Annotated in this window: 11 protein-coding genes and 1 pseudogene; 3 read left to right on the forward strand and 9 right to left on the reverse strand. The window is 72.9% G+C overall.

Annotated elements, in window-relative coordinates; translation table 11 throughout:
- On the forward strand, positions 1 to 959 hold a 959-nt coding region (locus tag V7E45_RS33860; RefSeq protein WP_333778074.1), incomplete at its 5' end, for a potassium channel family protein.
- An 84-nt stretch (positions 960 to 1043) separates the two neighbouring features.
- Here the strand turns inward: V7E45_RS33860 and V7E45_RS33865 are convergent.
- On the reverse strand, positions 1044 to 2870 hold the full coding sequence (locus V7E45_RS33865) for a S9 family peptidase (RefSeq protein ID WP_333778075.1): 1827 nt from the start codon (positions 2868 to 2870) through the stop codon (positions 1044 to 1046).
- A 157-nt stretch (positions 2871 to 3027) separates the two neighbouring features.
- Between V7E45_RS33865 and V7E45_RS33870 the strand changes: the two genes are divergently transcribed.
- Positions 3028 to 3837: an SURF1 family protein gene (locus tag V7E45_RS33870; protein WP_333778076.1), complete on the forward strand. Its 810-nt coding sequence runs from the start codon at positions 3028 to 3030 to the stop codon at positions 3835 to 3837.
- 21 nt (positions 3838 to 3858) lie between these two features.
- Here the strand turns inward: V7E45_RS33870 and V7E45_RS33875 are convergent, their stop codons facing one another.
- The 7 genes from V7E45_RS33875 to V7E45_RS33905 form a co-directional block, all read right to left on the reverse strand.
- Positions 3859 to 4935: a hypothetical protein gene (locus V7E45_RS33875; RefSeq protein WP_333778077.1), complete on the reverse strand. Its 1077-nt coding sequence runs from the start codon at positions 4933 to 4935 to the stop codon at positions 3859 to 3861.
- Between the two features lie 125 nt (positions 4936 to 5060).
- Positions 5061 to 5741, reverse strand: a complete 681-nt coding sequence (locus V7E45_RS33880) for a SigE family RNA polymerase sigma factor (RefSeq protein WP_333778078.1) — start codon at positions 5739 to 5741, stop codon at positions 5061 to 5063.
- Between the two features lie 331 nt (positions 5742 to 6072).
- Positions 6073 to 7155, reverse strand: coding sequence for an aspartate-semialdehyde dehydrogenase (locus V7E45_RS33885; RefSeq protein WP_333778079.1), 1083 nt, complete (start codon positions 7153 to 7155; stop codon positions 6073 to 6075).
- Positions 7155 to 8426, reverse strand: coding sequence for an aspartate kinase (locus tag V7E45_RS33890; protein ID WP_020941307.1), 1272 nt, complete (start codon positions 8424 to 8426; stop codon positions 7155 to 7157). The genes V7E45_RS33885 and V7E45_RS33890 overlap by 1 nt, the downstream gene beginning before the upstream one ends.
- 159 nt (positions 8427 to 8585) lie before the next feature.
- A complete protein-coding gene (locus V7E45_RS33895) occupies positions 8586 to 9245 on the reverse strand; it encodes a DUF5063 domain-containing protein (RefSeq protein ID WP_333778080.1) in 660 nt (219 codons plus the stop codon).
- Complete coding sequence (recR, locus tag V7E45_RS33900) at positions 9238 to 9837, reverse strand: recombination mediator RecR (RefSeq protein WP_133922724.1); 600 nt, start codon at positions 9835 to 9837, stop codon at positions 9238 to 9240. Before recR ends, V7E45_RS33895 begins: the two co-directional genes overlap by 8 nt.
- A gap of 94 nt (positions 9838 to 9931) precedes the next feature.
- Positions 9932 to 10276 carry a YbaB/EbfC family nucleoid-associated protein gene (locus V7E45_RS33905; protein ID WP_333778081.1) on the reverse strand — a complete coding sequence of 115 codons (345 nt, stop codon included), beginning with the start codon at positions 10274 to 10276 and terminating at the stop codon, positions 9932 to 9934.
- A 300-nt stretch (positions 10277 to 10576) separates the two neighbouring features.
- Here V7E45_RS33905 and V7E45_RS33910 point away from each other — a divergent pair, with 300 nt between their 5' ends.
- Positions 10577 to 11326 (forward strand): SLATT domain-containing protein, encoded by a 750-nt coding sequence (locus tag V7E45_RS33910; RefSeq protein ID WP_333778082.1) that lies wholly within the window; start codon positions 10577 to 10579, stop codon positions 11324 to 11326.
- Positions 11327 to 11348: 22 nt separating this feature from the next.
- On the opposite strand, the pseudogene V7E45_RS33915 reads toward V7E45_RS33910, so the two are convergent.
- Positions 11349 to 12060, reverse strand: a pseudogene (locus tag V7E45_RS33915) (serine/threonine protein kinase); the annotation flags it as partial.

Raw genomic sequence — 12060 nt, forward strand, 5'->3', positions numbered from 1 at the left:
CCCTCTTCTCGCGGCGGCTGCGGTGGTCGCTCGCCGGTCTGGTGGCGTGTGTGGTCGGGCTCGCCGTGGCGCTGTGCGTGGTCACCAGGATCCATCCGCTGAGCGCCTTCTACCTGACGTTGCTGGATATGTTCGCGATCGACGATCCGGCGATCGGCGAGCCCCTCGGGCGGCAGATCCTGCAACTGCTGTCCGGTCTGGTCGGGTTGCTGCTGCTGCCGGTGCTGCTGGCCGCGGTGCTGGAGGCGCTCGGCACTTTCCGGACCGCCTCCGCGCTGCGCAAGCCGCCGCGCGGGCTGGGCGGGCACGTGGTGCTGCTCGGGCTCGGGAAGATCGGCACGCGGGTGCTCACCCGGCTGCGGGAGCTGGGCGTGGCCGTGGTGTGCGTGGAGTCGGACCCGGAGGCGCGGGGGCTGGCGGCCGCGCGGCGGCTGCGGGTGCCGGTGGTGCTCGGGGACGTGACCCAGGAGGGCGTGCTGGAGGCCGCGAAGATCCACCGGGCGTCCGCGCTGCTCGCGGTGACCAGCGCGGACACCACGAATCTGGAGGCCGTGCTGTACGCGCGGTCGGTGCGGCCGGATCTGCGGGTGGTGCTGCGCCTGTACGACGACGACTTCGCCACGGCGGTGTACCGGACGCTACGGGCGGCTCATCCGCGGGCGTCGACGCGGAGCCGGAGCGTGTCGCACCTGGCCGCGCCGGCCTTCGCGGGGGCGATGCTGGGGCGGCGGGTGCTGGGGGCGATCCCCGTGGAGCGGCGGGTGCTGCTGTTCGCCTCCGTCGAGGTGGCCGGGCACCCGGAGCTTCAGGGGCGGACCGTGGCTCAGGCGTTCCGGGCCGGGGCCTGGCGGGTGCTGGCGCTGGAGGGGCGCGCCGAGGCGGGCGCGGACCACGTGCTGGCCGCCGGCGACCGGGTGGTGGTCGCCGCGACCCGCAGAGGCCTGGCCGAGCTGGGCTGACCCGGAAGACCGCGGCCCCGGGCTGGGCACCAGCCCCGGGCCGCCCGCCCGGAGAGCGCGGCGTCTGGAGCGCCCCGGCCCTTGCTACTCCCCCAGGCCGGACAGGTGCCGGTGGGCGAACTCCATCTCCAGCCGGACCTGCTTGATCCGCTCGTCGACCACCAGGGAGCCGTGGCCCGCGTCGTAGCGGTAGACCTCGTGGGCCGCGCCGCGTGCCTCGAGGCGCTTGACGTAGTTGTCGATCTGGCGGATCGGGCAGCGGGGGTCGTTGACGCCCGCCGAGATGTACACCGGGGCCTTCACCTGGTCGACGTAGGTGAGCGGGGAAGACGCCTCGAAACGCTCGGGTACCTCCTCCGGGGTGCCGCCCAGCAGGGTGCGGTCCATGGCCTTCAGGGCCTCCATCTCGTCGTGGTACGCGGTGACGTAGTCCGCGACCGGCACGACCGCGATGCCCACCGCCCACGCCTCCGGCTGGGTGCCGACGCCGAGGAGGGTGAGGTAGCCGCCCCAGGAGCCGCCGGTGAGGACCAGCCGGGTGGGGTCGGCGAGACCGGAGGAGACGGCCCAGTCGCGGACCGCGGCCACGTCCTCCAGCTCGATCAGGCCCACCCGGTGCTTGAGGGCGTCGGTCCAGGCGCGGCCGTACCCCGTGGAGCCGCGGTAGTTGATCCGGATCACCGCGTACCCCTGGTCGACCCAGGCGGCCGGGCCCGCGGCGAAGGAGTCGCTGTCGTGCCAGGTGGGGCCGCCGTGCAGGTCGAAGACGGTGGGCAGGGGGCCGGTGGCGCCGGCGGGCTTCTGGACGAGGGCGTGGATGCGGCCGCCGGGGCCCTCCACCCAGGCGTCCTCGACCGCCACCGAGGGCGGGCACCTCAGGCCGGGCGGGTCCAGCACGACCCCGCCGGCGGTGGAGCGGACCACGGGCGGCTCGGCGGCCGACGACCACAGGTACTCGACGCTGCCGTCGGGGCGGGCGGTGGCCCCGGAGAGCGTGCCGGTCGGGGTGGGGACGCGGGTCAGGGCGCGCCCGGCCAGGTCGTACCGGAACAGTTCGCTGCGGGCCTCGTGGCTGTGGACGACGAGCAGGCCGCTGCCGTCCGGGTACCACTCGGCGCTGACGTCGCCGGGCAGGTCGAGGACGAGGTCGGTCTCCTCGCCGGTCGCCACGTCCCACACCAGCGGCTCCCAGCGGCCCCGGCGCTGGTGGCCGATGAGCAGCCGGGTGTCGCCGTCGACCGGGGCGAAGCCCAGGACCTCGAGGCCCAGTTCCTCGGTGCCGTCCTTGGTGTCGTCCAGCTCGGCGACCGTGGTGCCGTCCGGGCGCAGCACGCGCAGGGCCGCGTGCATCGCGTCGCCGTGCTCGGTGTGCTCGACGGCGATCAGGGAGCCGTCGTGCGAGAGGTCGCCGACGCCCGCGGACTCGCGGTGCCGGTAGATCACGACCGGTTCGGCGCCGTCGCGGGCGAGGTGGATCGTGGTGCCCTCGTCGTCGGTGGAGCGGCCGACGACCGCCGTCCGGCCGTCGCGGCCCAGGGCCAGACCCGCCGGGTAGGAGGGTTCGAGGCCGGGCACGGCCGTCTCGTCCGGGCCGCCGCCGAAGGGCTGGCGGCGCCAGACGCCGAACTCGTCGCCGTCCTTGTCGTCGAACCACCAGATCCACGCGCCGTCCGGGGAGAGCACGCCGTCCGTCGTGCCGTTCGGCCGGTCGGTCACGCGGCGCTGCCCGCCCGTCGCCCGGTCCCATGCGTACAGCTCGTACGTGCCCGTCGCGTTCGACACGAACAGGGAGCGGTCCGGTGCGTCCTCCGCCCAGTCGGGCAGCGAGACCCGCGGCGCCCGGAAGCGCTTCTCCCAGTCCGGCATGTCCGGTGTGTCCGGCGTCCTGCTCTCACTCTTGGCCCCAGTCATGCGCCCATAGTGCCTGGCCCCGCCGACAATCCGCTGCCGGCCGTCCCCACCCTGTGGACAACTTCCCGTCCGGGCCCCGCGCGACCGCCGGGGGCCCGGCCCGCCGAGGACCGACCCCGGGCCGAGCCACGGCCGGGGGCGCCGTACCGTTGAGGGCGTGTACCGGTTTCTGCTGACACCCCGCTGGTGGGGCATCAACGTCTTCGTGCTGCTCGCCATCCCGTTCTGCGTCTTCATGGGGTCCTGGCAGCTGAGCCGGTTCGAGGGGCGGGTGCAGGAACACCGCGCCGCGACCGCGCAGGCCGCGTCCGACGGGCGGGAGCAGGCCCGGCCGCTGGCCCGGATGCTGCCCGTGGACAAGAGCACCTCCGGGCGGCGGGTCACGGCGAGCGGCCGGTACGGCAGCCAGCTCCTCGTGCCGGGCCGTGAGCTGGACGGCAGGAGCGGTTTCTACGTGCTGACGCTGCTGCGCACCGACTCGGGCCGGGCGCTGCCCGTGGTCCGGGGCTGGCTGCCCGGCAAGGCGGACCCGGCGAAGGCGCCCGCGCCGCCGGCCGGCGAGGTCACGGTCACCGGCGCGCTCCAGGCCTCCGAGACGCCGGGGGACAACGGGGTCGGCGTCCAGGGCGGTCTGCCGGCCGGGCAGACCGGGGTGATCAGCTCGGCCTCGCTGGTGAACCTGGTGCCGTACCGGCTGTACGACGCCTGGGTCACCCTCGACCGGGCGGACGCCGGGATGAAGGCGGTGCCCGCGACCGCGCCGGACGGCACCGGCCTGGACCTGAAGGCGTTCCAGAACCTCGGCTACACCGGTGAGTGGTTCGTCTTCGCGGGCTTCGTGGTCTTCATGTGGTTCCGGCTGCTGCGCCGCGAGGTGGAGTTCCAGCGGGACGCGGCGCTCGGCCTGGTGCCGGAGCGGCACCAGGAGTCCGAGCAGGACGACGCCTCCGCCCCGACCGCGGTCTGAGGCCGACGGCGTCCCCGAGGCTCACGCCCCGGCGAGCACCCCGGTGTAGTAGACCGTCCCGGCGCACGCGTTGCCGACCGTCGCGGACACCGTGGTGCCGGCCTGCGCGGTGTGGGTGACGAGGACGCTGCCGTCGGCCGGACCGCCGTCCTCGGTGCCGAGCTGGGTGGTGACACCGGTGGTGCCGGTGGTGTCGGTGCCCCCGCCGGAGCCGGCCGCACCGGCGTCCGGGGTGGGGCTGGGGTCGGGTGAGGGGCCGCCGGTGTCCGAACCGCCGCCGGGGGTGCCGCCGGTGGTGGGGCAGGTCTCGGAGGGCACGAAGGCGAACTTCTCCTCGTAGGCCGCGCCCGGCTGCAGGACCAGCGTGGCCACCTCGAGGGAGGGGTCGGGCAGGCCGGCCGCCGGGTCGCCGGACACGTGCCGGGCGCTGCCGATCTTGGTGGAGTCGGCGGCTCCCTGTGCAGTGACGCCGACCGTGCCCGCCGCGCCGACGGTGCAGGCCGTGGCGGAGGTGTTGGTGAGGTGGAAGGTGCCGTAGACGACGCCGGTGGAGTCCGGGGCGCCGACGCTCTGGGTGGCCGAGCCGAGCTGGGCGGCCGTGCACGGCGGGGCGTCCGCGGCCGCGCTGGCGGACGGGTTGGCGCCGCTGGTCGAGCCGGTGCCGGTGGCGCCGGTGCCGCCCTGCTTGCCGGGCTTGCCGGTGTCCTTGCCCGGCCCTGAGGTCTTCTCCGGCGAGCCGCCGGCGCTGCCCGCGCCGCCGTCCGGTTCCTTGCCCTGGGTGGCGCCGCCCTGGGCCTCGGAGCTCTGTCCGGCCATGGCGGTGTTGGGGTCGGTGCCGCCCGAGTTGGAGACGTGGATGAGGGCGGGGACCGCGGTGCCGATGAAGAGCGCGGCGGCCGCCATGCCGGCGGCGGCCTGGCGCTTGCGGGCCCGCCGTGCGGGCACGGCGCGGCGCAGGTGGTCGAGGGTGCCGGTGCGCGGTTCGATGTCGTCGACCGCGGACCGCAGCATCCGGCGCAGGTCCAGCTCGTTCGAGGCGAGCCCCTCGAGGCCCGGTCCGAGCCCCTCGGGGCCCTTTTCGTCGGGGCCGTGGTTCACAGTTCCGTTCCCAGCGTGCGATTGCGTGTGCTCTTGCTCGTGCTGCGTCACATCGTGCCCGGAGTCCGGCTCGTGACGCTCGTGGGGAGAGCGCTCGTCGGGATCGCTCCCGTCGGTTCGCTTCCTCATGCCGTCTTCTCCATGGCGACCCGGAGCGCGGCGATGCCCCGCGAGCCGTACGCCTTGACCGAGCCGAGCGAGATGCCGAGCGTCTCGGCGACCTGGGCCTCCGTCATGTCGGCGAAGTAGCGCAGGACGAGGACCTCGCGCTGGCGGCGCTGAAGGTTCTTCATCGCCTTGATGAGGTCCCTGCGCTCCAGCTGGTCGTAGGCGCCCTCTTCCGCGCTCGCCATGTCGGGCATGGGCTTGGACAGCAGCTTGAGGCCGAGGATCCGGCGGCGCAGGGCGGAGCGGGAGAGGTTGACGACCGTCTGCCTGAGGTAGGCGAGCGTCTTCTCCGGGTCGCGGACGCGCTTGCGGGCCGAGTGGACGCGGATGAAGGCCTCCTGGACGACGTCCTCGCAGGACGCGGTGTCGTCGAGGAGGAGCGCGGCGAGGCCGAGCAGCGAGCGGTAGTGCGCCCGGTAGGTCTCCGTGAGGTGGTCGACGGTCGTGCCGGCGACCGCGGTGTCCGAGGTCGCCACGGCGTCGTCGGAGCCGTCACGCTGGCTGGGTATGCGGGTGGGCCGCGCTGCGGGCATGGGCGCGATCACCGGCATGCCGCCGGGAACGCGCGGCCGGAGCGCCGCGCGTGGGGGCCGCAGTGCCGTGCCGCGGGCCGCAGTGAGTTCGAGTACCTCTGCCACGCCTGTTGGACACGTCTACCCCCGCGAAGGTTGTACGTGCCGGACGTCACATGTGCGACAACCGACGGTGCCTCAAGTGCCGTCATGCGCCCCGCTCTTCCCTTGTCCAGTCGAACAGGCGTCCCCACGCCCGATCACGGCGTCCCCACGCCACGACCCGCACGCCCCGCGTGCCACGCCCCACGGCACCGCAGGGGTGACCGCAAAGACGCTCCCCGCCCCCCGCGCGGTTGCGGGGGACGGGGAGGAAATCCTCTGCCGACGAGCACTCCGGGGACAAGTGGTTTGGACCACGCTCCCGGTCGCACGCTTACTTGAATCCTACAAATATTTAGTGCCGGGTGGGACCCCCGTGGCCAGTGATCTCCGCCGCCACCAGTTCGGCGATCTGCGCGGTGTTGAGCGCCGCGCCCTTGCGGAGGTTGTCGCCGCACACGAAGAGTTCGAGCGCGGTGGGGTCGTCCAGCGCCCGTCGCACCCTTCCGACCCAGGTCGGATCGGTGCCCACGACGTCCGCGGGGGTGGGGAACTCGCCGGCGCCCGGGTCGTCGTAGAGGACCACGCCGGGCGCGGTGGCGAGGATCTCGCGGGCGCCGTCGACGGTGACCTCGCCCTGGAAGCGGGCGTGGACGGTGAGGGAGTGCGTGGTGACCACCGGCACCCGGACACAGGTCACGGCGACCGGCAGCGTGGACAGGCCGAGAATCTTGCGGGACTCGTCCCGCACCTTCATCTCCTCCGACGACCAGCCGTCCTCCCGGAGCGACCCGGCCCACGGGACGACGTTCAGCGCGACCGGCTCCGGGAACGGCCCGGTGTCGTCCCCGACGGCCCGCCGTACGTCACCGGGCTTGGTGCCCAGTTCGGTCCCGGCGACCAGGGAGAGCTGGGCCCGCAGGGTCTCCACGCCGGCCCGGCCCGCGCCGCTCACCGCCTGGTACGACGACACCACCAGCTCGCGCAGCCCGAACTCGGCGTGCAGCGCGCCCAGGGCGACGATCATCGACAGGGTGGTGCAGTTGGGGTTGGCGACGATGCCGCGCGGCCGGTTCCGCAGCGCGTGCGGATTGACCTCGGGCACGACCAGCGGCACCTCCGGGTCCATCCGGAAGGCGCCCGAGTTGTCGACCACGACCGCGCCGCGGGCGGCGGCGACCGGCGCCCACTCGGCGGCGACCTCGTCCGGCACGTCGAACATGGCGACGTCGACACCGGCGAAGGCGTCCTCCGTCAGCGCCACGACCTCGACCTCCTGCCCGCGCACGGCCAGCTTGCGGCCGGCCGAGCGCGGGGAGGCGATCAACCGGATCTCGCCCCAGACGTCCGCGCGCTGGGACAGGATCTGGAGCATGACCGCGCCGACGGCCCCGGTCGCACCCACGACCGCCAGCGTCGGCTTCCCGGTCGGCGCCATTACCGGCCCGTGCCTCCGTAGACGACGGCCTCGTCGGAGTCGGAGTCGAGTCCGAAGGCGGTGTGCACGGCGCGCACGGCCCCCGGGACGTCGTCGGCGCGGGTGACGACGGAGATGCGGATCTCGGAGGTGGAGATCAGCTCGATGTTCACGCCGGCGTCGCTCAGCGCCTCGAAGAAGGAGGCGGTGACACCCGGGTTGGTCTTCATACCGGCGCCGACCAGCGAGATCTTGCCGATCTGGTCGTCGTAGCGCAGCGAGTCGAAGCCGATGCCGGAGCGGCTCTTCTCCAGCGCGTCGATCGCCTTGCGGCCCTCGGTCTTGGGCAGCGTGAAGGAGATGTCCGTCAGGCCCGTGGAGGCGGCGGACACGTTCTGCACGACCATGTCGATGTTGATCTCGGCATCGGCGATGGCGCGGAAGATCGCGGCGGCCTCACCCGGCTTGTCCGGCACGCCGACGACCGTGATCTTGGCCTCGGAGGTGTCGTGCGCGACACCGGAGATGATGGCCTGCTCCACCTTCTGGTCCCCAATCGGCTCACTGCTGACCCACGTGCCCTGAAGTCCGCTGAAGCTGGACCGGACGTGGATCGGGATGTTGTAACGGCGGGCGTACTCCACACAGCGGTGGAGCAGCACCTTGGAGCCGGAGGCCGCGAGCTCCAGCATGTCCTCGAAGGAGATCCAGTCGATCTTCTTCGCCTTCTTCACCACACGCGGGTCGGCGGTGAACACACCGTCGACGTCGGTGTAGATCTCGCAGACCTCGGCGTCGAGGGCGGCGGCGAGCGCCACGGCCGTGGTGTCGGACCCGCCGCGTCCCAGCGTGGTGATGTCCTTCTTGTCCTGGCTGACGCCCTGGAAGCCGGCGACGATGGCGATGTTGCCCCTGTCGAGCGACTCCCGGATCCGGCCCGGCGTGACGTCGATGATCCGGGCTTTGTTGTGGACCGAGTCGGTGATGACGCCTGCCTGGCTGCCGGTGAACGACTGGGCCTCGTGGCCCAGGTTTTTGATCGCCATGGCCAGCAGCGCCATGGAGATGCGCTCTCCGGCGGTCAGCAGCATGTCGAACTCCCGGCCCGCAGGCATCGGAGACACCTGCTCGGCGAGATCGATCAGCTCGTCCGTCGTGTCGCCCATCGCGGAGACCACGACAACCACCTGGTTGCCGTTCTTCTTGGCTTCCACGATCCGCTTGGCGACGCGCTTGATGCCCTCGGCATCGGCTACGGAGGAGCCTCCGTACTTCTGCACGACAAGGCCCACGTGCGCTCCTCGCTCGGTTCGTTTGTGTCGGCTCAGTTTACCGAGCGTCCGAAATCCACCCTCCTGCTCCCGCATGGTGAGACGCCGGACGCTCGAACCGGAACCTGCCCAGCGCTCCGCCCACCACGCAGAAAGTGCCCCGGGTCACAGACGAGGACGCTAGTTCCCCTGCCGCATCCCGAGGGGTCCGCCGATCTCCTCCGCCATGACCTGGCCCGCCTCGAACTCCAGGGTCTCGTCACCCATCGCCTGGTCGGTGTCGAGGCCGTCGAGCTCTTCCAGCGGCTGGTTGAGGCGGACGTGGATGAGGACCGACTGCAGCGCGCGCAGGACCGCCGAGGCGGTGGGGCCCCAGTTGGAGAAGTAGGAGAACTGCCACCACCACAGCGCCTCCGTGATCCGGCCCGAGCGGTAGTGGGCCATGCCGTGGCGCAGGTCGGCGATGACGCCGGCGAGGTCGTCGGAGATCCGGGCCGGGACGGGGGCGGTGCGCGGCGCGTAGGGGTCGAAGACCTCGGAGTACACGTCGACGGGCTCCAGCAGGCGGGCGAGGTTCTCGCGCAGCTGGTCGACGTCCCCCTCGGGACCCAGGTCGGGCTCGTAGCGCTCGTCGGGGACGATGTCCTCGTGCGCGCCCAGCCGCCCGCCGGCCAGCAGCAGCTGGGAGACCTCCAGGAGCAGGAAGGGGACGGCCGAGCCGGGCTCGTCGCCCTTGGCGACCTCGGCGACGGCCACCAGGAAGCTCTCGACCTGGTCCGCGATCTGGACCGAGAAGTCGTCCGGGTTCTGCGCTGTGGCGTGCAGCGTGGCGTCAGACATCTAGCAGTCGTCTCCCCTCGAAGGCGCGGCCGAGGGTGACCTCGTCCGCGTACTCCAGGTCGCCACCCACCGGGAGGCCGCTGGCCAGGCGGGTGACCTTCAGGCCCATGGGTTTGATCATGCGGGCGAGGTACGTGGCCGTCGCCTCGCCTTCGAGATTGGGGTCGGTGGCGAGGATCAGCTCGGTGACCGTGCCGTCCGCCAGCCGCGCCAGGAGCTCCCTGATGCGCAGGTCGTCCGGGCCCACACCCTCGATCGGGCTGATCGCGCCGCCCAGGACGTGGTAGCGGCCGCGGAACTCCCGGGTGCGCTCGATCGCGACGACGTCCTTCGGCTCCTCTACCACGCAGATCACCGAGGGGTCGCGACGGCTGTCGCGGCAGATGTTGCACAGCTCTTCCTGCGCCACGTTGCCGCAGGTCGCGCAGAAGCGGACCTTCGCCTTGACCTCCAGGAGCGCCTGGGCTAGCCGCTTCACGTCGGCCGGCTCAGCCTGCAGGATGTGGAAGGCGATCCGCTGCGCGCTCTTGGGACCGACGCCGGGCAGCCGCCCCAGCTCGTCGATGAGGTCCTGGACCACGCCTTCGTACAACGGACTGCCTTTCCTGGAGACCTTGCGGTACGTACGGTAGTCGGCTGCCGCCCGTCCTTGGAAGGCGGTACGGGTGTCGCGGAGCCGACGAACGTCAGAACGGCAGGCCGGGGATGCCGCTGCCGCCGCCCAGGCCCTGGGCCAGCGGGCCCAGCTTCTCCTGCTGGAGCGCCTGGGCGTTCTCGTTGGCCGCCTGTACGGCCGCGACGATCAGGTCGGCGAGGGTCTCGGTGTCCTCCGGGTCCACCGCCTTCGGGTCGATCTTCAGGCCCCGCAGCTCGCCGGAGCCGGTCACGGTGGCCCGGACCAGGCCGCCGCCCGCCTGCCCGTCGACCTCCGTGTTCGCCAGTTCCTCCTGCGCCCGCTGCAGGTCCTGCTGCATCTTCTGGGCCTGCTGGAGCAACTGCTGCATGTTGGGCTGGCCACCACCGGGGATCACGATCAGCTCCTGGTTCCTCGACTGCTCCGTTGTTTCTCCGCTGTGCACGAGCCTACGTGGTCCCCGCCGCCATCGCCCCGCCACTCTTTCGAGTGAGAAAGAACGTGGCCCTATACCTGATCAAGGCGCTCTTCCGGGCGGAAAAGTCGGGAAAGCCACGTCCGGGCCACCCATTGGGCGGTAGGAAAGGTGCCCCGCGTCGGCATGCAATGTCACGCAATGTCACCGGTCGTCTTCAGTGCCGTGGTCGGAGTCGTGTTCGGTGCCGTGTTCGGTGTCGTGTTCAGTAGGGAGAGCCGGGTGGGTCAGCCGGAGATGCAGCCCGAGGGTCCGCCACAGGACGGGTGGGGCGGGGGCGCGGCCGGTCTGCGGCCGGGCGACCTGACCGGGCGGGTGTTCCCGCTCGGGGACTGGGGGGAGCCCGCCGAGCGGCTCGACGAGCTGTACCGGTGGGTGGAGCGCGGGGCACTGGGGACGGCGGCCTGGTACCTCACGGACCGGGTGTGGAAGCGGCGCGGGGCGCGGGCGCTGCGCGCCGGCGCGGCCGCGGGCGCGGTCTGCGGGACGGCGCTCCCGCTGCTGGACCTGACCGGGGTGGTCGGCGGGGTGGCGCCGTGGGGGTATCTGGCGCTGATGCTGGCGGTGGCCTGTGTCGGCGTCGACCGGTTCTTCGGGGTCACCTCCGGGTGGATGAGGGACGTGGCCACCGCGCAGGCCGTGCAGCGGCGGCTCCAGGCGCTCCAGTTCGACTGGGCGTCGGAGAGCGTGCGGGAGGTGCTGGGCCCCGCCGAGGGAACGGCCGGTGAGGCGGCCGAGCGGTGCCTCGCGGTGCTGCGCCGGTTCTCGGAGGACGTGACGGAGCTGGTGCGCACGGAGACGGCCGACTGGATGGTGGAGTTCCGGACGGGCCCGGCGCCGCTGGGCATCCAGGCGGCGGTGGCCGCCGGGGCGCGGGCGGAGACCGGTGCGCCGGTGGGGCGGTTCCCGCTGCCGCCCGCGAACGGCACCCGCCCGAACATGCCCCGCCAGCGTCCCCCGGAGCCCCGCTAGGGCCTGTCCGCCGGGACCCGGGTCACTGCTTGTCGTACGTCAGGCTCTCCCCGCCGCCCTTCTTCGCCCGCTTCAGGCGGCCGTCGGACTGGAGGGTGACCTCGCTGGCCTCGCCCGGGGAGCAGGACGAGCGGGGTTCGCCGGAGGTCACGGTGGACGGGCCGATCTCCAGCGGGCCGCTCGCCGCGGGCTGTTCGGCCAGTTCGGCCTCGAAGACGCAGTGGTAGCTGCCGCCGCCGTCGGTGGGGCCGTCGGCGACGAGGGTGAGGACCGTGTCGCCGACCTTGCCCTGCGCGATGGTGAGCCGGCGGCTGTTGGAGCCGTTGGCGTTCTCGATCGTGGTCTCCCAGGTACCCAGGTAGGCGTCCGGGACGGCTCCGTCGGCGGGCGCGGAGGAGGACGGTGCCGAGGTCGTCGGTGTGGGCGTCGGGGGCGTCTGGTCCGGTGTGCCCGGGGTGCCGGTCGGGGCGGCGCTGACCGTCCCGCCGGCCGTGTCGTCGCCGCCGTGCTCCATCAGCGCGAACACCGAGCCGCCCGCGCCCAGCGCCACGACCAGCGCGATCACGACGAGGAGCGCGGTGGAGCGGCCGTTCTTGCGCTCCGGTTCCTGGTACGTGCCCACGGGGGGCGGCCCGTAGGGCGGTGTGGTGCCCAGGCCGCCGCCGCCGTAGGGCTGGTACTGCTGCTGGGGATAGCCGTAGGGGCCGGGGGCGGGCTGCGGGTGCTGCTGGGGG

This window comes from Streptomyces sp. IBSBF 3136 (assembly GCF_036815105.1).
In the GTDB taxonomy this organism is placed as follows: Bacteria; Actinomycetota; Actinomycetes; order Streptomycetales; family Streptomycetaceae; genus Streptomyces.

Excerpts from the sequence above, each read along its gene's own strand:
- V7E45_RS33865 (WP_333778075.1), bottom strand. The coding sequence starts at position 2,870 with ATGACTGGGGCCAAGAGTGAGAGCAGGACGCCGGACACACCGGACATG.
- V7E45_RS33885 (WP_333778079.1), bottom strand. The coding sequence starts at position 7,155 with ATGGCGCCGACCGGGAAGCCGACGCTGGCGGTCGTGGGTGCGACCGGG.
- V7E45_RS33895 (WP_333778080.1), bottom strand. The coding sequence starts at position 9,245 with ATGTCTGACGCCACGCTGCACGCCACAGCGCAGAACCCGGACGACTTC.